Origin of the sequence: Actinokineospora enzanensis DSM 44649 (assembly GCF_000374445.1) — a bacterium.
Classification (GTDB): domain Bacteria; phylum Actinomycetota; class Actinomycetes; order Mycobacteriales; family Pseudonocardiaceae; genus Actinokineospora; species Actinokineospora enzanensis.
Map to the genome: position 1 here is coordinate 364694 of NZ_KB894403.1, position 25506 is coordinate 390199.

15 protein-coding genes are annotated in these 25506 nt (G+C 72.4%); 7 read left to right on the plus strand and 8 right to left on the minus strand.

What is annotated here, in order from left to right; all coding sequences use genetic code 11:
- Positions 1-27: 27 nt before the first annotated feature.
- From C503_RS37345 to C503_RS0101580, 3 genes are read right to left on the minus strand one after another with little or no spacing between them, the layout of a single operon-like run.
- Positions 28-657: a GNAT family N-acetyltransferase gene (locus C503_RS37345; RefSeq protein ID WP_018680437.1), complete on the minus strand. Its 630-nt coding sequence runs from the start codon at positions 655-657 to the stop codon at positions 28-30.
- Positions 654-2117 carry an APC family permease gene (locus C503_RS0101575; protein WP_018680438.1) on the minus strand — a complete coding sequence of 488 codons (1464 nt, stop codon included), beginning with the start codon at positions 2115-2117 and terminating at the stop codon, positions 654-656. Before C503_RS0101575 ends, C503_RS37345 begins: the two co-directional genes overlap by 4 nt.
- A gap of 43 nt (positions 2118-2160) precedes the next feature.
- Positions 2161-2838 carry a GPP34 family phosphoprotein gene (locus C503_RS0101580; RefSeq protein WP_169514478.1) on the minus strand — a complete coding sequence of 226 codons (678 nt, stop codon included), beginning with the start codon at positions 2836-2838 and terminating at the stop codon, positions 2161-2163.
- A 1080-nt stretch (positions 2839-3918) separates the two neighbouring features.
- Here C503_RS0101580 and C503_RS0101585 point away from each other — a divergent pair.
- Positions 3919-4572, plus strand: coding sequence for a TetR/AcrR family transcriptional regulator (locus tag C503_RS0101585; protein ID WP_018680440.1), 654 nt, complete (start codon positions 3919-3921; stop codon positions 4570-4572).
- Positions 4573-4719: 147 nt separating this feature from the next.
- A complete protein-coding gene (locus C503_RS0101590) occupies positions 4720-6036 on the plus strand; it encodes a cytochrome P450 (RefSeq protein ID WP_033400027.1) in 1317 nt (438 codons plus the stop codon).
- Here the strand turns inward: C503_RS0101590 and C503_RS0101595 are convergent.
- The 4 genes from C503_RS0101595 to C503_RS0101610 form a co-directional block, all read right to left on the minus strand.
- A complete protein-coding gene (locus C503_RS0101595) occupies positions 6033-6509 on the minus strand; it encodes a DoxX family membrane protein (protein WP_018680442.1) in 477 nt (158 codons plus the stop codon). The two genes, C503_RS0101590 and C503_RS0101595, sit on opposite strands and share 4 nt — an antisense overlap.
- A gap of 130 nt (positions 6510-6639) precedes the next feature.
- The gene (locus C503_RS0101600; RefSeq protein ID WP_018680443.1) at positions 6640-9111 is read right to left on the minus strand and encodes a SpoIIE family protein phosphatase; all 2472 of its coding nucleotides are present in this window, start codon (positions 9109-9111) and stop codon (positions 6640-6642) included.
- Between the two features lie 19 nt (positions 9112-9130).
- Positions 9131-13657: a HAMP domain-containing protein gene (locus C503_RS0101605; RefSeq protein ID WP_051114711.1), complete on the minus strand. Its 4527-nt coding sequence runs from the start codon at positions 13655-13657 to the stop codon at positions 9131-9133.
- 112 nt (positions 13658-13769) lie between these two features.
- Positions 13770-14171 (minus strand): ATP-binding protein, encoded by a 402-nt coding sequence (locus C503_RS0101610; RefSeq protein WP_018680445.1) that lies wholly within the window; start codon positions 14169-14171, stop codon positions 13770-13772.
- 204 nt (positions 14172-14375) lie between these two features.
- Here C503_RS0101610 and C503_RS0101615 point away from each other — a divergent pair, with 204 nt between their 5' ends.
- The 4 genes from C503_RS0101615 (at position 14376) to C503_RS0101630 (ending at position 23850) form a co-directional block, all read left to right on the plus strand.
- Positions 14376-20591 (plus strand): beta strand repeat-containing protein, encoded by a 6216-nt coding sequence (locus C503_RS0101615; protein ID WP_018680446.1) that lies wholly within the window; start codon positions 14376-14378, stop codon positions 20589-20591.
- A gap of 102 nt (positions 20592-20693) precedes the next feature.
- Positions 20694-22220: a M48 family metallopeptidase gene (locus tag C503_RS0101620; protein WP_018680447.1), complete on the plus strand. Its 1527-nt coding sequence runs from the start codon at positions 20694-20696 to the stop codon at positions 22218-22220.
- An 8-nt stretch (positions 22221-22228) separates the two neighbouring features.
- Complete coding sequence (locus tag C503_RS0101625) at positions 22229-23308, plus strand: DUF4034 domain-containing protein (protein ID WP_018680448.1); 1080 nt, start codon at positions 22229-22231, stop codon at positions 23306-23308.
- Positions 23305-23850: a GNAT family N-acetyltransferase gene (locus C503_RS0101630; protein ID WP_018680449.1), complete on the plus strand. Its 546-nt coding sequence runs from the start codon at positions 23305-23307 to the stop codon at positions 23848-23850. The genes C503_RS0101625 and C503_RS0101630 overlap by 4 nt, the downstream gene beginning before the upstream one ends.
- Here the strand turns inward: C503_RS0101630 and C503_RS0101635 are convergent.
- On the minus strand, positions 23835-24545 hold the full coding sequence (locus tag C503_RS0101635) for a TetR/AcrR family transcriptional regulator (protein WP_018680450.1): 711 nt from the start codon (positions 24543-24545) through the stop codon (positions 23835-23837). The genes C503_RS0101630 and C503_RS0101635 overlap by 16 nt on opposite strands.
- A gap of 85 nt (positions 24546-24630) precedes the next feature.
- On the opposite strand from C503_RS0101635, the gene C503_RS0101640 reads away from it, so the two are divergent.
- Positions 24631-25284 (plus strand): DUF998 domain-containing protein, encoded by a 654-nt coding sequence (locus C503_RS0101640; RefSeq protein WP_018680451.1) that lies wholly within the window; start codon positions 24631-24633, stop codon positions 25282-25284.
- Positions 25285-25506: the final 222 nt, after the last annotated feature.

The window sequence follows — 25506 nt, forward strand, 5'->3', positions numbered from 1 at the left end:
CAAACAGGATTTCCCAGCCCTTTTCGGTCACGTTCGCGCGGTCCTCCACAAAGGCCACATGCGCGGCCCGTCCGCGGCCAGCCGGTACGGCTCGCCGAGCGCGCGGTAGCCGTGCCGCTCGTAGAGCCGGACGCTGTCCACAGTGCTCGCCTCCAGGAACGCGTCGACCCCCGCCGCGTCCAGTCGGGCGTGGTGCTCGGCGAGCAACGCGGCGCCCAGGCCCTGGCCCTGGCGGTCGGGGTCGACCGCCAGCAGCGCCAGATGGTGGTGCGGCTCGGCGGGGTGGTGCGACTCGAAGGCGTGGTCGAGTGCCCGGAACCGGTCGGCGTAGCGGCCGGTCGCGGCGGCCACGCGGGCGTCGTAGTCGGCCGGTTCCGGCATCTCCCGGTCCCGATGGAACCAGACCGCGACCGCGTGCGGCTCCCCCGCCGCACCGATCACGTCGACCCGGCCGTGTGCCAGGGCGTGCTCGACCAGGATCTCGAAGTCCGCGGCGAGCACCGGGACCCGGTCGGCCAGCTCGTCGATGAGCCACACCGTCTGCGGCAGCGGCGCGAACGCCCGCGCCACCAGGAGCGCGCAGGCGGGCACGTCCGCGGTGGCGGCGCGCCCGACCGGCCCCGGGGTGTCCGGGGCCGGTCGACGGGAGACGGTCATCGCGTCTGGAGGTCGGCGAGGTCGGCCGCCGCGGCGGCGCGCGCGCCCTGGCCGATCGCGGCGTAGACCGCGGGGCGGGTGGCGCGCAGCACGAACCCGTAGACGACGCCGCCGACCGCGACGGCCGCAAAGACCACCGGGATCACCCAGGACAGCGGGGTGTCGCCGAGGCCGAGCAGCAGCGCGAAGTTGGCGACCACGAGCACCAGGATCGCGGTGACCGCCAGTGCCGCCAGCGGCGGGGCGATCCTGTGGATCGTGCGGTGCTGCTCGTCCTTGTTGTCGTTGAGGTACTTCACCGTGGCGAACGCGGTCCCCGACAGCAGCAGGAGGACGCCCAGCGCGCCCGCGGTGCCCGCCACGTAGAACAGCTGCACGAACGGATCCCAGCCGCCGATCGCGTAGATCACGACCACGACGAGGGCGAGCACGCTCTGGGTGATCGAGGCCGGGCCGGGCTGGCCGGTGCTCGGCGTCGTGCGGCCGAGCACGGCGGGCAGCACCCGGTCGCGGCCGAGGGCGAAGGTGTAGCGCGAGCAGGTGGCGTGGAAGCTGATCAGCGCGGCGAGCACGCTGGTGACCACCAGTGTCTGGCCGATGTCGGAGGCCCAGGCGCCGATGTTCTGCTCGGCGAGGGTGAACAGCAGCCCGCCGGGCGCGGCGTTGGCCTTGGCCACGACGTCGGCCGCGCCCGCGGCCTGGATGGTGGACCAGGAGGACAGCGTGTAGAGCACGCCGAGGCCCGCGACGCAGATGATGGTGGCGCGGCGGACGGCGCCGGTGCTGGCCTGCTCGGAGAACACCGCGCTCTGCTCGAAGCCGACGAAGCCGAGCACGGCCAGGCCGAGCAGCGGGCCGAGGCCCGCGCCGAACAGGTCGCCGAAGGACAGGCCCGCGGCGCTGACGCCGCCCGCGGCCGGGTGGGCGAGGTTGGCGATGCTGTACATGAGCAGCACGGCGATCTCGGCGGCGAGCAGCACCAGCAGCACTCGCGCGGAGTGCCGGATGCGGCGCAGGCCGAGCACGGCGACGATCACCCAGGCGACCAGGGCGATCACCCACCACTTCACCTCCGCGTCGAACCACTTCTGCAGCAGCGGCTGGGCGAGCGTGCCGATGGCGCCATAGAGCCCGATCTGGAGCGCGTTGTAGGCCAGCATGGCCACCCACGACGCACCGACGCCCGCAGGCCTGCCGAGACCCTGGCTGATGTAGGTGTAGAAGGCGCCCGCGTTGGGCACCTTCCTGGCCATCGCGACGTAGCCGACGCTGAACACGGCCAGCACGACGGCGATCAGCACGAACGCCAGCGGCAGGCCGAGCTTGCCGGTGGCGGCCAGGCCGGTGGTCACGATGGCGGCGCACACGGTCAGCGGCGTGGCCGCGGAGGCGGTGAAGAACACCACTCCCGCGGTGGACACGCGCTGCCCGGCCAGGGTCTGGGCGGCGGATGTGGGCACGGACGACTCCTTCTCGCGAGCGGAAACCTGACTGCGGGGCCAGTCAGAACTGGGGGGTGAGCGCCTGGTCGACCAGGACCTCGCTGGTGTGCAGGAGCAGCTGCGCGCCGGTATGGCCGAGATTGCGCCTGAGCTGCTCGCCCAGTTCGGTGTGGACGGTCGGGTCGCAGTGGCTGAAGACCTCGCGGTCGCGCCCGGTCACCCGCAGCAGCCCGGCGAGCATGAGGTCGCCCGGCGACAGGTCGCGCGGCTCGCTCAGGTGCCCGGCGATGCGCACCCCGGAGGCGGCAGCCGAGCTGAGCGACTCCGGCAGATACAGCTCCAGTGGCTTGCGCAGCAGCCGCTTGCGAGTGACCCGCACGACTTTGTTGGCGGAATGCATGCGGTGGATGACCAGGGTGGCGACATCCCGCGCGACCAACACCTGGATCCAGTCCTTCGCCACGACCACGGACCGGTCGCGCAGCACCCACTGCCGCACCCGTTCCTGCAGCTCGTCCTTGCTCGGCGACTCGCGCACCAGCAGCCTGCCGTCGTCGATCGCGAGCAGCCCGAGCAGCGCCAGCTCGCCGAGCACGGCCGCGGCCAGACCCACCGCCAGCGCGTGCGGCTGCAGCCGCTGCTCCCCGGTCATGTCGTCCAAACCGGACAGGTAGAACTCGTCGGCCAGCATTCCGGGCCTGCTCCGGACCTGCCGGGAGACGCCGGTTATCTCGGACACCGCGGTCCCTCCATGTCGGACCCCTGCCGAGTGATCGACACCTTCCGCGACTCCCCACTTCATTCGACGTGTGCGGGCCGCAGGATAGGGGGGATTATCCGGATAAGGGGATACCCGTTGCCACTTCATCACTCGATCGGCCCAGTCCTGAACACCACTTTCGTGGGTTAGCCCACACTCTGGGCCGGTCGGAGCGGCGGCAGCGCTCCCGTTCGCGTGATCTTGTTGAGACATTCGGGTGGTCGTGCGCACAGGTGAGGGTTGTTCACCTGGGACTCGCGACCAGCGGTTGTCACACTCCACAGTGGAATTGGACCATTGCTCCGACGATTAGCGAAAGCGATCAGGGAAACGACTGGACAAAGGGCTGTCAATAACCGGTGGTGTGCGATTGGTCCAGTGCGGGACGTGCACGTTCGCACATCCGGATCACGCCGAGTTTCCCCGCCGTTTCCGCTATCCGCCCCGGCGCGACGCCGTCTCCAGTGGACGGTGCCGCGCCCGCCCGCGGGGCCTGGTCGACCCCGCCAGGGGGCAGCCCGCGTCCACGGTCGTCGACCCAGCCACTTGAGCGCTCGCTCAAATCGATCTAGGGTGCGTTTGAGCAGTTGCTCAAATCCGAGGGGGTGGGGGATGACACGGGAGCCGGGTGGGCCCGGTCACGCCGTCCGGACCCACCACCCGTCGCGTCGGGCCGTGATCGCCGTACTGGGGGTGCGGCGATCACGGCCCGACGCCCCGCCTCGGCCGTCGGCCGCGGGCGCGGGGGTGACCGCCGCGGACCTGGGGGTCGCGGCGGTCACCCCCGGGCGGGCGGCGGGTCCGGTAATCACCGGACCGGCATTGTTCTCGGGCGGAATTGCCGTTTCACCCGTCCAGGTGATGACCGCTTTCGCCGACCCTGGTTCGCCTACCTCGATATCGGCCCCGACAACCGCCTGTCCCGACCACTCCCGGGCACCGTGCGGGACCGCGCCGACCGGTCCCCGACACCGCCGCGCCGGTGGCCGGGGACCGGGTACTCGCGGTGACCGGACCGGCGCCGTCCCGACCGTCTCCGTGCGCGGATAACGTGACGCCATGTCCGACACCCGACAGCGCCTGATCGACGGTGCCGTCCAGACCGTCCGCGACCACGGGTTCGGCGGTGCCTCGGCACGCGCGATCGCGGCGACCGCCGGGGTCAACCAGGCGCTGGTCTTCTACCACTTCGGCAGCGTGAACGAGCTGCTGCGGGCGGCCTGCGTCACCGCGACCGAGGAACGCGTGCAGACGTTCCTGCACCGATTGGACGAGGTCACCGACCTGCGGGCACTGCTGTCGGTCGGCCGTGAGCTGCACACCGAGGAGCGCGCGCTCGGGCATGTGACGCTGATGGCGCAGATGCTGGCGGGCGCGCAGTCGGACCCGAACCTGGCCGAGTGGACGGCGTTCGCGCTGAACCTGTGGATCGAGCCGGTCGAGCGGACCATGCGCAGGCTGCTGGCGGACTCGCCGGTCGCGGACGTGATCGACATCCCGGGACTGACCAGGGCGGTGTGCGCGGGGTTCGTCGGCCTGGAGCTGTTCGAGGGCGTGGACCCGGCGGGCGCGGAGTCCGCGCTGGACGCGCTTGACCGGTTGGGCGCGCTGGTGGAGGTCGTGGAGGACATGGGCCCGGTGGCCAGGCGGGCGCTGCGCGCCAAGCTGCGGCGCTCGGAACGAAAGAAGGGCGAGCCGCCCCGACCGGGCTGATTCGGCCGCAGGCGGTGCCGGGCGTCGGACTTTCGACAATCGAGCGAAACGGCTACCCGACGAACGAATGGCGTATTTCACTTACGGGTGAAACGGCGGTACCGTGCGGGCGTGGCCCAGTCCTTTGCACGGCAATCCGGGGCATTCGTGAAAACAATTCCGGTAGCCCGGGGTGGGCTGCCGCTGCTCGGGCATGCCATTCCCCTGCTGCGCGACCCGCCTGCGTTCCTGGCCGACGTGGCCACCCAGGCCGACCTCGTCCGGCTCCGGCTCGGCGTGGGGTCGGCGGTGCTGGTGTGCTCCCCGGACCTGACCGACCGGGTGTTCCGCGACGACCGGACCTTCGACAAGGGCGGCGCGTTCATCGACCGCGCGCGGGACGTGGTGGGCAACGGGCTCAGCAACTGTCCGCACCACATGCACCGCAGGCAACGGCGATTACTGCAACCCGCCTTCCAGCCGGTACGGCTGCCCGCGTACGCCGAGACGATGACCGTCGAGATCGACCGGGTGCTGAAGTCCTGGCGGGACGGTGCGGTCGTGGACGTCAACGAGCAGATGTCGCGCCTGACCATGAACGTGCTCACCGCCACCATGTTCTCCGACACCCTGCCGCAGACGGCCGTGCGCGAGGCGTACGAGGACGCGGAGACGATCGTCTCCGGCATCATCCGTCGGATGCTCGTGCCCGCCGCACTGACCCGGTTGCCGTTGCTGGGCAACGGTTCCTTCGACCGCGCGGTGGCCAGGATGCGCCGCACGGTCACGACCCTGGTCGCCCACCGCCGCGACTCCGACGAACGCGCCGACCTGCTCGGCGCGGTGCTCGCCGCGCACGACCCGGAGACCGGCGACGCGCTGTCCGATGACGAGATCGCCAACGAGGTCCTCACCTTCCTCATGGCGGGCACCGAGACCACCGCGACAGCGCTGTCGTGGGCGTTGCACCTTCTCGCCGAACACCCCGAGATCGAGAGCCGACTGCACGACGAGGTCGACACTGTCCTATCCGGACGGTCCGCCGCGCAGGCCGACCTCCCCCGGCTGGAGCTGACCGGCCGCGTGATCACCGAGACACTGCGGTTGCGTTCTCCCGGTTGGCTGTTCACCCGGATCGTCACGACGGACACGGTGCTGGGCGGGCATCCGTTGGCCGCGGGGACGACCGTCGTGTACAGCCCGCTGCTGGTCCACCATCGGCCGGAGGTCTATCCGGAGCCGACGCGGTTCGATCCGGACCGGTGGCTGGACCCGACGATTCCGCGCACGGCGTTCATCCCGTTCGCGGGTGGCGCCCGGCGGTGCATCGGGGACAAGTTCGCTCTGGTGGAGGCGACTTTGGCATTGGCGACAATCGCCTCGCGGTGGCGGTTGGCCGGGTTGCCCGGTGCGCGGGTCCGACCCGCCATGGCGGTGGTGCTGCGCCCGAAACGGCTGCTGATGCGGACCATCCGGCGCGCCTAGTCGACGGTCCGGGTCCGGGCGTCGCCGAGCGCGATGAGGGTCAGCGCGGCACAGATCAGGACCACGTTCTTCAGCACGAACTCGCCGGTCGTCGTCAGCAGCAGGGCGTTGCCGTCGTGCACGGCGAGGTCCGGGGTCTCCACGAACACCAGGAAAGTGCCCACCAGGTGCGCCGCCACCAGCGCGGGCGCGGCCCGGCGGGGCTTGCCGACGAGCAGCGCCAGGCCCAGCAGGACCTCCACCCAGCCCAACGCGACCACCACCCACGGGTCGTGCACGAACGGGGTGCTGGCGCGGACCAGGTCGGCCACCGGGGACTGGCCGATGACCTTCAGCACGCCGAACCACACGTAGACCAGGCCGAGGGACAGCCGCAGGGCGGGCACGGCGAGGCGGGTGACGGCGCGGTGGGCCGCGTCGGTCACGTCACCGGGGCGGGTGAGGGTCATCGAGATCTCCACAGGGTCGGACACGAACCGGGTTCCGACCAGGGTAGGTCACCATTAACGCTTTGGTCTAGACCATTACTTTCCGTTGCGGCACAACGGAACCACTCGACCACCGGAACCTGTCGAAGATCGAGTCGGTAAAATGGGAAAATCGTCAGACGGCGCCGCGCAATTGGAACCCGACAATGCAGGTGTCGTCATCGGTGTCCGAATTGCTGTGGGTCAGCAGGCGGTCCAGGCGTTGGTCGAGGGTCGCGGCGCGGCGGGCGGCGGTGGCCAGCAGCCGGGCCAGGGACTCCTCCACGGTGCGGTCCTTGCGCTCGATGAGACCGTCCGTGTACAGCAGCAGGGTGTCCCCTTCGGACACCTTCAGGCTGCCCTCCGCGTAGTCCGGGTCGGCCAGCGCGCCCAGCAGCGGGCCCTGGATCAGCGGCAGGGTGGACGCGTCGGAGCCCTGGATGAGCACCGGCGGCAGGTGACCCGCGCGGGCCCAACGCAGGGTGCGGTCGGCCGGGTCGTAGAGGGCGCAGACGGCCGTGGCGGTGACGCGGTCGGTCAGGTGCCGGGTGACCAGGTTGAGCCAGCCCAGCAGCTGCGCGGGTCCGGCGCCGGTGGCGGTCAGGCCGCGCAGGGCGTTGCGCAGCACGACCATGCTGGTGGCCGCCTCGATGCCGTGCCCGGCGATATCGCCCACGCACAGCAGGATCTGTTCCGAGGGCAGCACGACCGCGTCGTACCAGTCGCCGCCGACGAGATGGTCCTTCTCGGCGGGGCGATAGCGCACGGCGATGTCCAGGTTCGGGGCGCGCAGCGTGTTCTGCGCGGGCGGCATGATCGCGTGCTGCAGCTGCAACGCGAGACGGTTGCGTTCCACCGACTGCTGTTCGCTGTGCGCGAGCTGTTCACGCGTGGCGGCCAGCGCGACCTCGGTCCAGTGCTGCGCGGAGATGTCCTGGTAAGCCCCGCGCACCCCGTAGACCACGGGGCCGTCCTCGGGCACCGGCTCGGCGATGACGCGGATGTGCCGGGCCACCCCGTCCGGGCGGCGCAGCCGGAACGCGGTCGAGGCCGGGCGGTGGTGGTGCAGCAGGGTGCGCAGGAACCGGCCGATGGCGACCGCGTCGTCCGGGTGCGCGTGCCGGGCCAGCTGCTCGATGGGCACCGGGTCGGCGGTGGGCGGCAGGCCGTAGAGCGCGAACAGCTCGCTGTTCCAGGCGATCTCGCCGGTGCTCAGGTTCTCCTCGAACCCGCCGATGCGGCCAAGCCGCTGCGCGTGCCGCAGCAGGTTGGCCAGCTTGGTGGCCTCGTCCTCGATCCGCCACACCAGCAGCACCGCACCGCCGTGCCTGCTGATGCCCAGCCCGGCGGCGGCGGTCAACGGCACCTGGCCGACCAGCGCGGTCACGTCCACGCTGTCGGCGCGGAACGGCTCGCCGGTGGCGTAGACGCGCTCCACCCGGTCCAGCAGGCCGCCCGGTTCGGCGGCCAGCGGGTAGGCCTCCAGCAGGAACGAGCCCACGATCTCGCCGCGCAATCGGCCCGCCGGGTCGTGGAAGCGCGGGTTGACGTGCTCGATGCGGAAGTCGACCACGCCGCCCGCGTCCAGGCACGGCCGCAGCACCAGCGTCGGGTCGCGCAGGCTGTCCGCGAGGCCGATCAGCTCCCCCACCGCGTCGGTGTCCTCGCCGGGCTCGGCCAGCTGCCCGGTGTCCAGGGTGCGCGCGCACAGCTCCGCGAGCGCCTCCACCTGGCGACGCACCGTCTGCGGCTGCTCCGGGATGGGCCGCGGCCAACAGATTTCCAGCACACCCAGCAGCCGCCCCGCGGTCCCGGCGGGCACGACCACATGGCCGCCGTCGGGGGCTTCGCGCTGCCCGATGCCCGCCATCCCGGCCGCCGACAGCGACGGCACCCACACCGTGCGCCGCTGCCGCAGCGCCTGTCGGGCGGGCACCGCCACGCCCGGTGGCACGTACCGCCAGCGGCCGCCCTCGTCCGGGCCGAACCCGGCGCAGCCGACCAGGGTCAGCGACGAGTCGGCCCCGGCCAGCCACACCGCCACGCCGAACGCGCCCAGCGGCTCGGCCGCGTGCCGCAGCAGCGACTCGGCCACCGCCTGGCTGTCCGCCGCGGCCAGCGCGCCGCTCTCCGCCCCGCGCAGCCGCACCGGTACCGGCACGGGTCCCGTCTCGCCGGGTTCGGCGTCGGCCGCGCACAGCCGCGCGGTCTCGGACATGTCGTCCTCGGCGGCCTGGTCGACGATCTCCGCGGCCAGCTCCACCTGCGGGCGCCCCGCCCGCTCGGCCAGCTCGGCCAGTTGCCCGGCGGCCTCCGCGGGACCGCAGCCCAACCGTTCCACCAGCACGCCGCGGGCCAGTTCGACCAGGCCGCGGGCGTCCGCGTCGGCGTGCGCGGCCCGCACCTGGCGACGAAGCCGCTCCACGGTGGCCGCGAGTCTGCCCAGGGTGTCGGGCACCGGCGCCGGGATGGTCATGTACCGCACCCGCCCGGCGTCACCGGTCCCGTTGCCGGACCCTCCGTGCCCGGCCGCCGAGACGCCCGCGGCGCCGTCGACGGTGCCCGAGCCGCCGGTGCCCGCGGTATCCGCTGTGTCCGCCGTGTCCATGGCGTTCCCTCGTCCCGGCTCAGCCTGCCAGCCAGCGGCGCACGCGGGCCATCAGGTCGTCGGCGTCCAGCGGTTTGGTCACGTAGTCGTTGGCCCCGGAGGCCAGGCTCTTCTCCCGGTCGCCCGGCATGGCCTTGGCGGTCACCGCGATGATCGGCAGCCGGGCGTGCGCGGGCATGGCGCGGATGGACTCGGTGGCCGCGTAGCCGTCCATCTCGGGCATCATCACGTCCATCAGGATCAGGTCGACGTCCGGGTGCTCGACGAGGATCTCGATGCCGCGGCGGCCGTTCTCCGCGTGCAGCACCCGCATGCCGTGCAGCTCCAGGATGCTGGTGAGGGCGAAGACGTTGCGGGTGTCGTCGTCGACCACGAGCACCTTGCGCCCGCCCAGCCGCCGGTCCACCCGGGCGGCGGGCGCGGGCCGCGCACCCGGCCGGGCGGGCGGCGGCACGTCGCCCGGCTCGTCCGCGCTCAGGTGCAGGGCGATCCGCTCGCGCAGCTCGTCCAGGCTGGCCAGCAGCTCCAGCCTGCGGGCGTCGCCGCGGCCGCGCAGGGCGTCCTCCTGGACGCTGTCCAGCCGCCGGTTGTGGTAGGCCAGCACGGGCACCGAGCGCAGGGCGGGGTCGCCGTCGAGGTCCATGTCGCGCAGCAGCCGCAGCGCGGCCTCGTCGGGCATGTCCAGCTCCAGCGCGACGCAGTGGAACGAGCCGCCCGCCAGCGCCTCCGCGGCCTCCTCGGTGCCCACGGTGGTCACGACCTCGATGGGCCGCTGCTCGCCAAGGTCGACAGAGCCGGTCACGTCGATCACCGCGGACTCGGCCACCAGCGACAGCAGCCCACGCGCGCGGTGCTCCACGACCAGCAGTCTGCGCGCCAGGGCGGCGGTGGGCGGCGGTACGGGTTGCAGGCCCAGCGGGTCCTCGGCGACCAGCGGCTCACCGGGCCGGGCCTCGAAGTCGGGGCGGGTGATCGGCAGGTACAGGGTGAAGGTGCTGCCCTGGCCGGGCACGCTCACCGCGGTGACCGCGCCGCCGAGCAGGTGCGCGATCTCCCGGCTGATCGACAGGCCCAGCCCGGTGCCGCCGTAGCGGCGGCTGGTGGTGCCGTCGGCCTGCTGGAAGGCGCCGAAGATGGACTCCAGCTGCTCCTCGGCGATGCCGATGCCGGTGTCGCGCACCCGGAAGGCCAGCACCGGCCCGTACTTGGCGGTGCCCGCGGGCAGCTCGGCCGGGTCGGCGACCTCGATGTCCAGGCCGACCTCGCCGGACTCGGTGAACTTGACCGCGTTGGACAGCAGGTTGCGCAGCACCTGCCGCAGCCGGGAGTCGTCGGTGAGCAGGTGGCTGGGCACCGCGGCGGCGGTGGTGACGTGGAAGCCCAGGTTCTTCTGCGTGGTCAGCGGCCGGAAGGTGGCCTCCACGTAGTCGAACAGCTGGCGGATCGGCACCCGCTCCGGGGTGACGTCCATCTTGCCCGCCTCCACCTTGGACAGGTCCAGGATGTCGTTGATCAGCTGCAGCAGGTCGGACCCGGCCGAGTGGATGATGCCCGCGTACTCGACCTGCTTGGCGGTGAGGTTGCGGGTGGGGTTCTGGGCCAGCAGCTGGGCCAGGATGAGCAGGCTGTTGAGCGGGGTGCGCAGCTCGTGGCTCATGTTGGCCAGGAACTCCGACTTGTACTTCGAGGCAAGCGCGAGCTGCTGGGCGCGGGTCTCCAGCTCCTGGCGGGCCTGCTCGATCTCCAGGTTCTTGGTCTCGATGTCGCGGTTCTGCGCGGCCAGCAGCGCGGCCTTCTCCTCCAGCTCGGCGTTGGAGCTCTGCAGCTCGTCCTGCCGGACCTGCAGCTCCTGGGAGCGGGCGCGCAGCTCGCCGGTGAGCCGCTGGGACTCCTGCAGCAGCTCGTCGGTGCGGCCGTTGGCGACGATGGTGTTGACGTTGACGCCGATGGTCTCCATCAGCAGGTCCAGGAACGCCCGGTGCACCGCGGTGAAGCGGTGCACCGAGGCCAGCTCGATCACGCCCAGCACCTGGTCCTCGACCAGTATCGGCAGCACGACCAGGGCACCGGCGTCCACGCCGCCGAGCCCGGAGGAGATCCGCACGTAGCCGGGCGGCAGGTCGTCCACGGCGATGGTGCGCCTGCTCCGCGCGGCCTGCCCGACCAGGGACTGGCCGGGGGCGAAGCCCGCCGCGGGGGCACCGGGATGCCCGTAGGAGCCGATCAGGCGCAGCTCGGCGCCGTCCTCGGCCAGGTAGAACGCGCCGTACTGGGCGCCGACCAGCGGCACCAGCTCGTCCATCACCAGCTCGGCGACCACCCGCAGGTCGCGGTGGCCCTGCATGAAGCCGGAGATGCGGGCCAGGTTGGACTTGAGCCAGTCCTGCTCCTGGTTGGCCAGGGTGGTCACGCGCAGCGACTCCACCATGGAGTTGATGTTGTCCTTCAGCTCGGCGACCTCGCCGGAGGCGTCCACGCTGATCGAGCGGGTCAGGTCGCCCTCGGCGACCGCGCTGGTGACCTCGGCGATGGCCCGGACCTGGCGGGTGAGGTTGCCCGCCAGCTCGTTGACGTTCTCGGTGAGCCGCTTCCAGGTGCCGGACACGCCCTCGACCTCGGCCTGCCCGCCCAGCCGTCCCTCGGTGCCGACCTCGCGGGCGACGCGGGTGACCTCGGAGGCGAACGAGGACAGCCGGTCGACCATGGTGTTGATGGTGGTCTTGAGCTCCAGGATCTCGCCGGAGGCGTCCACGTCGATCTTGCGGGTCAGGTCGCCGCGGGCGACGGCGGTGGTGACCTGGGCGATCGAGCGGACCTGGCTGGTGAGGTTGTCGGCCATGGAGTTGACGTTGTCGGTCAGGTCCTTCCAGGTTCCCGCCACGTTGGGCACCCGGGCCTGGCCGCCGAGCATGCCGTCCGTGCCGACCTCGCGGGCCACCCGGGTGACCTCGTCGGCGAACGCGGACAGCGTGTCGACCATGACGTTGATGACCCCGGCCAGCTCGGCGATCTCGCCCTTGGCCTCCACGATGATCTTCTGCGAGAGGTCGCCCTTGGCCACCGCGGTGGCGACGGTGGCGATCGAGCGGACCTGGCCGGTGAGGTTGGAGGCCATCACGTTGACGTTGTCGGTCAGGCCCTTCCAGGTGCCGGACACCCCGCGCACGGTGGCCTGGCCGCCCAGGTTGCCCTCGGTGCCGACCTCGCGGGCCACGCGGGTGACCTCGTCGGCGAACGCGGAGAGCTGGTCGACCATCGTGTTGATGGTCTCCTTCAGCTCCAGGATCTCGCCGCGCGCGTCCACGCGGATCTTCTGCGACAGGTCGCCGCGCGCGACGGCGGTGGTCACCTGGGCGATCGAGCGGACCTGGGCGGTGAGGTTGTCGGCCATGACGTTGACCGACTCGGTGAGGTCCTTCCAGGTCCCGGACACGCCCTTGACGTCCGCCTGACCGCCCAACCGTCCCTCGGTGCCGACCTCGCGGGCGACGCGGGTGACCTCGTCGGCGAACGCCGAGAGCTGGTCGACCATCGTGTTGATCGTGCTCTTGAGCTCCAGGATCTCGCCGCGGGCGTCGACGCTGATGTTCTGGGTCAGGTCGCCGCGCGCGACGGCGGCGGAGACCTGGGCGATGGAGCGCACCTGGGCGGTGAGGTTGCCCGCCATGAAGTTGACCGAGTCGGTCAGGTCGCGCCAGGTGCCGGACACGCCCTTCACATCGGCCTGGCCGCCGAGGATGCCCTCGGTGCCGACCTCGCGGGCGACGCGGGTGACCTCGTCGGCGAAGGCGGAGAGCTGGTCGACCATCGTGTTGATCGTGTTCTTCAGTTCGAGGATCTCGCCGCGCGCGTCCACGGTGATCTTCTGCGACAGGTCGCCCTTGGCCACCGCCGTGGTGACCTCGGCGATCGCGCGGACCTGGTTGGTGAGGTTCCCGGCCATGAAGTTCACCGAGTCGGTCAGATCGCGCCAAGTGCCGCCGACCCCGGGCACCTCGGCCTGACCGCCCAGCCTGCCCTCGCTGCCGACCTCGCGGGCCACCCGGGTGACCTCGTCGGCGAACGCCGAGAGCTGGTCGACCATGGTGTTGACGGTGTTCTTCAGCTCCAGGATCTCGCCGCGGGCGTCGACGTCGATCTTCTGCGAGAGGTCGCCCTTGGCGACCGCGGTGGCGACCTGGGCGATGTCGCGGACCTGGGTGGTGAGGTTGCCCGCCATCGCGTTGACCGAGTCGGTGAGGTCGCGCCAGGTGCCCGAGACGCCCTTCACGTCCGCCTGGCCGCCCAGCCTGCCCTCGGTGCCGACCTCGCGGGCCACCCGAGTGACCTCGGAGGTGAACAGGGACAGCTGATCGACCATGCCGTTGAACACCGTGGCGATCTCGCCGAGCAGGCCGTCGGCCCCGTCCGGCAGCCGGGTGCCGAAGTCGCCGTCGCGCACCGCCGTCAACCCGGCCAGCAGCCTGCGCAGCTCCGGTTCGCCGATGCCCCTGGCGGCGTCCCGGTCGAGCCCGAGATGGGCGGATTCCACTCTCGTCTCGCTCATTGCCCGTCCCTGTATGTCCGATCTCGGCCCGCGCGGCGGCGGAGGGGTCGGGGCCACGGTACTCAACACGGCGTCACCACCGCGTTCCGCTGCGAAGGTGAGTCGCCCGCGATCACCTGCCGTCGCCGACCGGGAAGTAGGCGGTGAGCGAGCCCCGGTCGGCGTCCACGGACAGGTCGACGCGCTCGGCGACGCGGCTGATCAGGCGCAGCCGGGCGTCGCGGGCGCTGGGGGCGTCGGTGGCGGGCGCGGTCCAGGAGAAGTGGTCGTCCGCGGTGAGGACGAGGGTGTCGGCGTCCAGGAACAGGCTGATCGTGGTCGGGGTGTGTGGGTGTCGGGGGTGATTGATGGCGTCGGTGATGGCCTCGTGGGCGGCGAGGACCACGTCGGCGCTCAGGGGTCTGGGGATGCGGCGGGCTTGTAGCCAGCGGCTGAGGGTGTGGCGCAGGGTGGCCAGGTGGTCGGGGTGGGCGGGTGCGGTTGTGGAGAACACGGCTGGGACATGCACCGTCATGGTGGGGGATTTCCCTGGCGGCCGGGGACCACACTTCTGATCTTCGACCGGATTGATGGTTGCCGAGCGTGGTCGCGCCAACCGATCGGGTCGGATGTTCTTGTGTCACAGGATGAATCCGCCCGCCATAGCCGTCCGTGACCGGCCCTGGCGACTCGTTCGGGGCAATCTGGCCGGAGGTTCGGCGGCGATGAGGAGACGGGGATGGGTGACCCGCGCACGCGGCGGTGGGGTAGTGCGGCGGCGATCGTCGCGGTGGCGGTGTCACTGTTGATCGTGGTCGCCCGGCCCGCGGTGGCGGCCCCGGCGAGTGTGCCGCGTTGTGGCGAGTCGGGTACGCCGTCGGTGGTGGCGTTGCAGGACACGCATTTCCACATCGACTCCGGGACCTCGCAGCTGTTGTCGGGGTACGCGGGATATCGGGTCGCCACCGGTGGGGCCGCCGCGAGCGGGTTGTGGGTCGGGCTCAGCGGGTTCACCGGGGGTGTCCTGGCGCTGGCGGGTGATCAGCCCGCGAACGTGCCGCTGCCGGATCTGGCGGGTGGGGCAAGCACTACCCGGTACTTCCTGCTGTCGGCCACCGGCGTCACCGCCACCCCGCAGACGCACACCGTCACCGTGTACGACGGGCCGCCCGGTGTGGCGAGTCCGGTGTGCAGTCGGAGCTTCACCTACGCCGATGTCGTGGACACGATCAAGGCGCTGGCCAACAAGGTCGACGGGGTCACGGCCACCGGCTCGGGCACCGCGCGCCTGGGCGACACCGTCACGGTGACCGTCACCGGGCACACCGGCACGCTGGGCGCGGGGCCCGGCAACGACCCTGGCGTGCTGTCCTACACCCCGAACGCCGTCACCGGGTTTCCCGCTTCGGCGTGGCGGTTGGAGCGTACCGAGTTGACGATCTCGCCGGATGGCTCCGCCCCGGCCGTCACCTATGTCGACGGCCTGTACCTGTCGCGGGCCAGTGGGCCCGACCGGCCCTACACTGCCCGCTACACCTTCCGCGCCACCGGGCCCGCCGCCGCGCCCGCGAGCGTGCGGCCGATCCAGTACATCGCCAGTGGGACGCAGGTGAAGCACACCGACGCGGGTGGGGCCGTGGTCGGGTCGCTGCCCGTGGTGTCCTCGTCCGCGCCGGTCACCCTGGCCAAGTCGCTCACCTCGCCGGTCAGCGGCGTGCTCGCCTCCGGTGGCGGTACCGCCACCTACCGGCTGGTGTTGACCAACTCCGGTGACACGCCGCGCACGCTGGACTGGGTCGCCGACACCATGCCCACCGATACGAGCTACCGGGCGGGCACCCTGACCCGCGACGGTCGCTCCCAGGTGGACCCGGCCGTCAGCGGTCGGGTGCTCACCATCGCCGGTCCGATCACCGTGCCCGCGGCGGGCACCACCGTGCTGTCCTATTCCCTCGATCACGGCGCCACCGCCGGGCAGCGCTCCGACCGCGCCGTCGCCCGGCTGGGGAACTCCACAGTGGACACCACGGCCGACGTGACCGACTCCGCGCCTGCCACCGCGACGGTGACCGTCCTCGGCTCGGCCACCCTGGGCCTGGTCGACGACGCCGCCACCACCGCGGCGGGCACGCCGGTCGACATCTCCGTGCTGACCAACGACACCACCCCGTCGGGTCTGCCGCTGTCGGTGTCCTCGGTGGGCACGCCCGACAGCGGCACCGTCGTACGCGCCGCCGACGGCACGCTGACCTACACCCCCGCCGCGAACACCTCCGGCAACGTCACCTTCACCTACACCGCCACCGACGGGTTCAGCTCCGGCAACGCCACCGTGCGGGTCGCGGTCACCCCGGCCGCCGTGCAGGACACGTACTCCACCGGCAAGAACACCACCCTGTCCGCGTCCACCGTGCTCGGCAACGACGTGTGCACCAGCTGCACCGTGCGCACGACCCCGGTCACCGGGCCCACGCTCAACGGCTCGGCCAGCGGCACGCTCACCCTGGCGGCGAACGGCACCTTCACCTACGTGCCCGCCACCAACGCCACCGGCACGGTCACCTTCACCTACCGGGCCACCGACACCGCCGGGCGCACCGCGGACGGCAAGGTCACCGTCTACGTGGCCGACCTGGCCCCCGACTTCGCCACCACGCCGTACGGCACCGCCGTCGTCGTCCCGGTCAAGGCCAACGACCCCGGCTGCACCGGCGGCTGCAAACCGCAGGCGGGCACCGGGGCGGGCCGCGGCACCGTCACCTACTCCAGCGGCGGCACCGTCACGGTCACCTACACCCCGACCACCGGCCTGTGGGGGCTCGACGGGTTCACCTACGGCATCACCGGCAGCAGCGGCAGCGCCACCACCCCAGTCACCATGCTCGTGGGGCCCCCGGCCGCGACCCTGCGCACCACGTACGGGGTCGACGCGCAGTCGCCGCTGCCCGCGGGCGGCTCGTGCACCGGCTGCGGCTACTCCCCCGGGACCGCGCCCGCGCACGGATCGGCCACAGTGGACCCGGCCACCGGCGCCTCCACCTACAGCCCGGCCGCCGGGTACGCGGGCACCGACTCCTACACCTACACCGTGTCCGACCCGGTCAGCGGCCTGCGCGTGAGCGGCACGGTCAACGTCACCGTGGGACCGGTGGCCGAGGACGACGAGGCCGCCGTCCTGTTGGGATCGAACGTCTCCGGCAATGTGTCCACGAACGACTCCTGCCCGGCCACTTGCACCCGGACCAAGCTCACCAACCCGGCCTCGGGCAGCGTCACCTTCCCCGGCGACGGCACCTACACCTATACCTCAGGTAGCGGGATCGGCCCGATGACGTTCACCTACCGGGTCGCCAGCTCGGTGTCCGGCTCGGCCTACGACGACGCCACCGTGCGGATCACCGTGCGCGGCGCGGTCGACGACACCGCGAACACCACCCCCGGGACCCCGGTCGACATCCCGGTCCGCACCAACGACCCGTGCACGTCCTGCACCCTCTCGGCGGTGAGCACGCCCACGAGCGGCACGGCCGCGATCGTCGGTCAGAACGTCCGCTACACCCCGGCGGCCGGGTTCACCGGAAGGCTGACCCTCGACTACACGTTGAGCCTTGGCGGCGTCGACACGAAGGCGACAGTCACCGTCACCGTCACCCCCGTCGCGGTGGCCGACCACGTCACCACGGTCGCGGGCGCCCCGGTCGACCTACGGCCGCTGGACAACGACCTCTGCGCCAACTGCGCGATCACCGCGCTGGGCACCCCGTCGGCGGGCACGGCCACCCGCACCGGCGACATCGTCCGCTACACCCCGGCGGGCACCGGCACCGCGACCTTCACCTACAACGCCACCGACGCGACCGGCAACACCACCACCGGCACCGTGACCGTGGACGTCGTGGCCGCGCCCGCGCTCACCGCCGACACCGCGAGCACGGTCGGCCGCGTGCCGGTCGCCGTGCCGGTGCTGGCCAACGACAGCTGCCCGGGTTGCGCGGTCAGCATCGACGACGACCCCGCCCACGGCGCCGCCGTCGTGGACGTACGCGGACAGGCCGGGTACGTGCCCGACCCCGGGTTCAGCGGCATCGACACCTTCCGCTACGCCGCCACCGACCCGACCACCGGCGCGCACGCCACCACCACCGTGACGGTCACCGTCGCCCCGGTCGCCCGCGACGACTCCGCCGCCACCACGGTCGACACCCCGGTCACCGTGCCCGTGCCGGCCAACGACGACTGCGCGAACTGCACCCTCACCTTCGGCGCCAGCACCGGCAACGTCACCTTCTCCGACCTCGCCGGGCAGATCCGCGCCGTCCCCGCGAGCGGCTGGAGCGGCACCGCGACCGTCGTCTACACCGCCACCGACCCGGCCACGAACCTCACCGCCCAGGCCACCCTGACCCTGGTGGTCAGCAACGCCACCCCGGACTCCACCACCGTCGCGGCGGGCGCGAGCGTCACCGGCCTGAACGTGCTCGCCAACGACACCTGCCCGGGGTGCACGATCGGCTCGGTCACCGCCGCCGACTACGGCACCGCCGTCGGCCATGGCTCCACAGTGGACTGGACGCCGCCCGCGGACTTCGGCGGCCTGGCCACCTTCGGCTACACCGCGGGCAACGGCACCGACTCGGTGTCCTCGACCGTGCGGATCCTGGCCACCCCGCCCACCCAGCAGGTCCAGGTCACCCGCGACCACGCCAAGACGATCACCCTGGCCGTGCTCGCCACCTGTGACGGCTGCCGGATCGGCCCGCGCACCGCCACCGACGACGGCGACCTCGACTACGACGGCGTCGACTTCCACTACACCCCGAACGCCGGCTACACCGGCCCGGACGCCTTCACCTACCGCGTCACCGACCCGGTGTCCGGGCGCTACGTGGACGCCACCGTCGCCATCACCGTGGCCGCGCCCCTGCCCGTCGCCGGTCTCGCCGTCACCACGGTCCCGCCCGACGCGGGCGTCAAACCGCAGGCGGGCGACCTGGTGATCTGGACATGGACGGCCACCAACACCGGCAACGTGCCGCTCACCGCGCTCGCGCCCAGCCTCGGCGGCTGCGCGGCGACGACCCTCGCCGTGGGCGACAGCATGCAGTGCACGACCACCCACCTGCTCACCCAGAACCAGGTCGACGCCGGACAGCTGCCCGCCGCGCTGGACGTCACCGCCAACAGCAGCGCGGGCACCACCTCCGGGCACGCCGCCGACACCGCCCCGCTGGCACGCGTCCCCGGCCTGAAGGTCACCGCCACGGCCGTGCTCGACAGCAGCCCGCCGTCGGTCGGCAATACCGTCACCGTGACGTATCGGATCGACAACCCGGGCAACACCACGCTCGGCCAGATCGCGATCACTCTCGACAGCGGCGACACGGTCACCTGCGCGAGCACCACCACCACGCCCGGCACGCCGGTGAACTGCACCGCCACACACACGATCACCCAACCCGATCTCGACGCCGGGACCTGGACCGGCAACGCCACCGCGACGGCCACGTCCCCCGGTGCCGTACAGCCGCTCACCGACCAGGCATCCACCACCACTCCCCTGCCCGCGACACCACCGACCACCACGACCGAACCCACGGTCACCACCACCGGCACCATCACACCCACGACGACCGAGACCACCACCGAGCCGACCACAACGGAGACCACCACCACGACGACCACCGAGCCCCCGGCCGTCACCACCACGGAGACCACGACCACGGAGACCACGACCACGGAGACCACGACCACGGAGACGACGACCAGCGAGACCACCACGACCACGACGGAGCCGACCGCGACCCTGACCACCACCACCGAACCAACGACAACGACAACGACAACGACCGAGCCGACCACCACGACAACCGAGTCCACAACGGAACCGACGACCACGACAGAACCCACCAGCACCACCACGGAACCGACCACGACAGAACCCACGACGACGACCACCGAACCCACGACCACCACGACGTCCCCAACCTCGACGACCACCGAGACCACCCCGACGTCGACCACCACTACCGAGCCGCCTACCACCGCACCGACCACCACCGCACCGACCACCACGGAACCGTCCACCACGACGGTGCCCGCGCCCACGACCAGCCCGTTGCCCCAGCCGACCACCAGCGTCACCGGCGTGGTCTGGTTCGACCGCAACCTCGACGGCGTGTTCGACCCCACCGAATGGCCGCTGCCCGGTGTGCACGTCACCCTCACCGCCGTTCCCGTGGCCCGCACCGCCCGCATCGCGGCCGCCGACACCGGGGACGCCGCGGGCACAGCAGCCGCGGCGGTCTCGGCGGTCACCGGCGCGGACGGCGTCTACCGGTTCGACGGCGTGTCCCCCGGCGCCTACACGGTGTCCGCCAACCTCACCGCCGCCGGGTTCGCCTACACCTCCGACAGCGACGGCGCCGCCGACTGGACCGTCCTGGTGCACCCGAGCCTGGCCGTCCCGTCGCACGCGGTGTTCGCGGGGATCGGCAAGGGCGCGGTCGGCGGCACCGTGTACGACCGGACCACCGGTGCCCCGATCGACGTCGCCGACGTGACCTGCCGCTGGGCGGGCCTGGACGACACCTTCGACACCGCCGACGACGTGCTGATGAAGACCTCCACCCGGCCCGGCGGCCAGTTCGGCCTCGACCAGCTGCCCTACGGCAGGTACTCGTGCGTCGGCGTCGATCCCGCCACCGGCGCCGGCTCCGATACTGCGGACGTGACCGTGCACTCCGCCGATCGCGTCCTGGCCCGCCTGCCGGTCGTGTCCAACGCACCGACGACGCCGTTCACCCCCGTCGCGCCGCAGACCGAGCCGCTGGCCGACACCGGACTGCGGCCGCGGTGGCTGGCCGACCTGATCGGCCTGGCCGCGCTCGGCCTGGCGCTGCTGGTCGCGGGCGTGCGGCTCTGGCGGTCGGGCAACCGTCGCGACGGCGGAACGTGACCCGTACCGGTGTGGACAACGCATTTGGCGAACGCGTCGGTGATGATGCACACTCCCGTTGCCGCACCTGGGCTTGCGGCTCTGGGGAGAGGTCGCGGATCCATGCGGGTTTCGGTGCGCGCCACCGTGGCGGTGGCCATGCTCGTCGCGTTCTACCTGCTCGCGGTGGGGCTCATCCTCGGCCTGCTCGCCGCCGAGGTGTTCGTCGTGTTCCACACCGCCGCGCTCGCCTGGATCACCGTGGGCGTCGTGGTGCTGCCCGCCGCCCTGGCCCTGTGCGCGGCGCTGGCCGCGGTCGAGCGTGGCGTCGACGAGCAGCTCGTGGGCGTGCCCACCACCGAGAGCAGGCAGCCCGAGCTGTGGGCGCTGGCCGCCAAGATCGCGCACGCCGTCGGCACCCGCGTGCCCGACGAGATCCGGATCGTGGACAGCGCCGAGATCTGCGTCAGCGACACCACCAGCCTGCTCGGCCTCTGGGTGCGCAGGCGCAGGCTCTACCTCGGCGCGCCGATGCTGGCCGGGCTCACCGAACAGCAGGTCGGCGCCGATATCGCGATCGCCCTCGCGCGCTCCCGCGCCCGCGGCACCCGGCTGGCGGGCACCGCACTGGCCGGTCGCGTCGCGCTGCGCCGCGCGCACGAGGCCATGGAGGCCGACCGCGCGCTCAAACGGCTCATCCGGGGCGCCCTCGGCGGCTACGCCTCCGCCTTCCGGCACCTGACCGACCCGATCAGCCGCCACCAGTGGCTGCGCGCGGACGCCGCCGCCGCCCGGGTGGTCGGCTCGGCCGTCACCGAGAGCGCGCTGCGCGAGAGCGCCGTGGTCGGCGTCCTGTGGCACCGCTTCGTCGAGGACCACCTGCGCGACGCCTGGGACGCGGGCTACCTGCCCGAGCGGGTCTTCGACGGGTTCGCCGAGATGCGCCGCGCGCCCGAGCTGTACGTGGTGCTCGAACACCTCCGCGGCCAGGTCACCGAGGACGAGACGGCCGACCCGCACTGCCCGACCGCGGCGGTCCGGGTCGCGGCCATCCGCGAGATCGCGGCCCCCGACGACGGCGTCGACCGCCCGGCCGTCGACCTCGTCCGCGACCCCGTGCGCACCCTGGACCGCGCGGTCATGCTCGCCATGGTCGAGTCCGCGGACGAGAAGAAGCGCGTCGACTGGCCCACCCTCTGGCATGTCGGCGTCCGCCACCGCGTCCGCGAGGGCACCGTCCGGCTGCTCCGCGCGGGTGCCAAGGCCACCGGGCAGCGTGCCTCGCTCGGCGCGGTGCTCGACGCGCTGGACGCCGACCGGCTGGTCGCTCTCGCCCCCACCGACGAGGGTCCCGGCGGCGCGGACGCAGGCCCGCGGGCCCGCCGCGAGTTCGCCCGCGATGTCGTCGGCCGCGAGCTGGCCCACCTGGTCATGCTCGCCTACGTGGACGCGGGCCACGGCCGCTGGACCCGGAACTGGGCGGGCCAGACCACCCTGGCCACCAAGCGCGACGACATGATCGGCCTGCCCGGTCTTGCGGGCGTCGCCGTCAGCGACGGCGGCACCACCGGCCTGCGCGAGTCGCTCGCCGCCGCGGGCGTCGCCGTCGACTTCCGGCCGTCCCGGGCCCTCCCCCGGACACCGAGGTAGGCCCCGCGATGCCGACCGGCCGCCTGTCCGCGCGCCTGCGCCTGAACCGCGCGGCCCGCAGGCTCGGCGTCGCGGTGCACGACCTGCCCGCCGACATCCGCTTCGCCGAGCCCGACCCGACCCGCTGGGGGCTGGTGCCCGCGGGCGAGGTCAGCGCCGAGACCCGCCACGACGACGCGCGCCTTGGCACCGCCGTGGCCGTCGCCCGCCAGGGCGACTGGGGCCAGGCCGCCGCCCTGGTCGCCGACACCTGGGTCGACTGGGACCGGCGCGCGCGGGTCGTGCGCGCCCTCGCCGATGTCGCCGCGCACGACGACACCTGGCTCAAGGCCTGGCGCGCCGCCGCGCCGGAGGACCCGCACGCGCTGGTCGTGCACGCCGACGCGCTGGTCCGGCTCGCCTGGCAGATCCGCGGCTCGGGTTGGCGGCACGAGACCACCCAGCGGCAGATCGCCGGGTTCCGCCGGGTCCTGCACGAGGCCGAGTCCGCCGCCTACGCCGCCGCCATGGCCGTGCCGGAGGACCCGACGCCGTGGCTGGCCCTGGTCACCGCCGCCCGCGGCCTCGGCTACGACCACGACGAGTTCGCCGAGGTCTGGCGGGGGCTCACCGACCGCGACCCGCTGCACCTGCACGGCCACGTCCAGGCCGCGCAGTACTGGTGCGCCAAGTGGCACGGCTCGGACGAGGAACTGGTCGCGTTCGCCACCGCGGGCGCCGAACGCTCCCCGGGGCTGGCCGTGCTCCCGCTGGTCGCCGCGCTCGAACTCGCCGAGGACGAGCGGTCCTCGGTCTGGCGGGCCCGGTTCGTGACCGGCGCACTCGACACGCTGCTCACCCGTCTGTCCGAAAAGGACTCAGCGGGAACGGCGCACACCGGGGACGCGCGGGACCGCGAGGAGCGCGGCTGGGCGGCCATGGCGCTGACCAACAGCGGCCGCTGCGACGAGGCCGTCGAGCAGTTCCGCGCCCTGCGCGGCCGCGCCGACGGCGAACCGTGGACCACCTACTTCCACGACCCCCGCCGTGCTTTCCTCGCCCACCGCCATCGGGCCTGCCTCGGCGCGAGCAAGCCCGGCAAGCAGTGAACGTCCTGCGCACCGACCGCCTGCTGCTGCGGAGGTTCACCCCCGAGGACGTCGACAACCTCACCGAGCTCGACAGCGACCCCGCGGTGACGCGCTATCTCACCGGCGGCAGGACCACCCCGCGGGAGACCGTCGAGACCGAGATCCTGCCCCGGCACCTCGCCTACCGGGGCCCGGTCGGCCGCTGGGCCGCGCACGACGAGACCGGCGCGTTCATCGGCTGGTTTGCGCTGGACCCGCGCGACGACCACACCAACGTCGAACTCGGCTACCGCCTGCGCGCGGCCGCCTGGGGCAGGGGGTACGCGACGGAGGGGTCCCGCGCGCTGGTCGACGCGGGATTCCGGGACCTGGGCGTGCTGCGGGTGTTCGCCGAGACCATGGCCGTCAACCTGGGCTCCCGGCGGGTGATGGAGAAGACCGGACTCCGGTACTTGCGCACGTTCCACCTGGAGTGGGACGACCCGATCCCCGGCACCGAGCACGGCGAGGTCGAGTACGAGCTGCTGCGCGCCGACTGGGCGGCTCAGGCCGGGGCGTAGGCACCGAGAAACGCGCGCACCGCGTCGTCGGCGATCCGGTCGAGCTCCTCCCCCGGCGGCGTCCCCGCGTCCGGGTCGAACATCGCCCGGTCCAGCGTCGCGCCCAGGACCAGGAACGAGAAGTGCTCGGCAGCCCGCCGCGGGTCCGGCGCGCGCAGCTCGCCCCGCCGGTCCAGCTCCGCGAACGCGTCGGCGAGCGCGCCGATCACCCGGCCCGGGGCCCGTTCGTGGTACTCGCGGGCCAGCTCGGGGAACCGTGCGGCCTCGGCGATGATCAGTCGCCGCAGCCGCACGACCTGCGGCAGCGTGGTGGCCGTGATGTGCCTGCGCGCCAGCTCGTAGAGCGCGGGCACCACGTCGTCGGCCTTGCGCAGCGCGCCGACCAGCTGCTCGGCGAAGTGCTCTGCGGTGGCGGTCACGCCCAGGACGATCTCGGTGAACAGCCGTTCCTTGTCCCCGAAGTTGTTGTAGACGGTCCGTTTGGAGACCGCCGCACTCGCCGCGATGTCCTCGACACTGGCCCCGAGATACCCCTGCCGCAGGAACAAGGTCGTCGCCGCTTCCACCACGGCGGCCCGACTCCGCAACGCCCGCGGATCCGGTGCCCGGTTGCCGGTGGCCCGAGCCTCTCGCGGACCGGACGCGGACACCCGCACCAGCAGCGTGTCGTCGGGCCCCTCCAGGCCAGCGGTCATGCCCGCCTCCCATCTTTTGCACTCAACGGTACCAGGTAGGTACTGTGCTGTGCACATTCGGTACTGCACAGTGAAGGATCATCCGATGGTCACCTCCCCAGAGTGCTTCGACCGCACCGCGGCCACCACCCGCTCGCTGCTCGGCTACGGCGTCCTCTCCGGCGCGTTCTACCTGGTCACCGGCCTGATCCAAGCCCTGACCCGGGATGGCTACGAGATCACCCGACACGAGCTGAGCCTGCTGTCCGACGGCCCGCTCGGCTGGATCCAGATCACCAACTTCGTCCTCAGCGGCCTGATGGTCCTGGCGGCGGCGGTCGGTATCCGGCGGGCACTGCGGGACCGGTGGGGGTCGTTGCTGGTGGCCGGGTACGGGGTGGGGCTGATCGGGGCCGGGGTGTTCGTGGCGGATCCGATGAACGGGTTCCCGCTCGGGACGCCCGCCGGTCGGCCGGTGGATCCCAGCTGGCACGGCACCCTGCACATGATCGTGGGCGGGGCGGGGTTCCTGTGCCTGATCGCGGCCACGTTCGTGCTCGCCCGGCGCTCCGGGTCGGTGTGGTACTCGCGGGGTACCGGGGTGGTGTACCTGGCCGGGTTCGCGGGAATCGCCTCGGGGGTGGACAACGCGGCCGTGGTGCTCGGGTTCTGGGTCGCCGTGATCGCCGGATGGGCATGGCTGGCCGTCCTGTCGATCCGCCTGTACCGAACGGTCCCGCGCCCCGACGGCGCCCGCTGATCCCGACACGGCTCCTGTGGACAACTCCGCGCGCCATCGCACCTACCTGCGGTAACGTAGAAATCCGGGGATCCCCGGCGAGTTGTCCACATCCCCCCTGAACCATCCCCATCCGCAGAGCCGCCCTTGACGGACGCCGGACAGCGGACCTCCACAACCATCGGCCCGATGTTGCCGGGGGCCGTCAATCCTGTTGTGCGAATTGGCATTTTATGGCTTCCA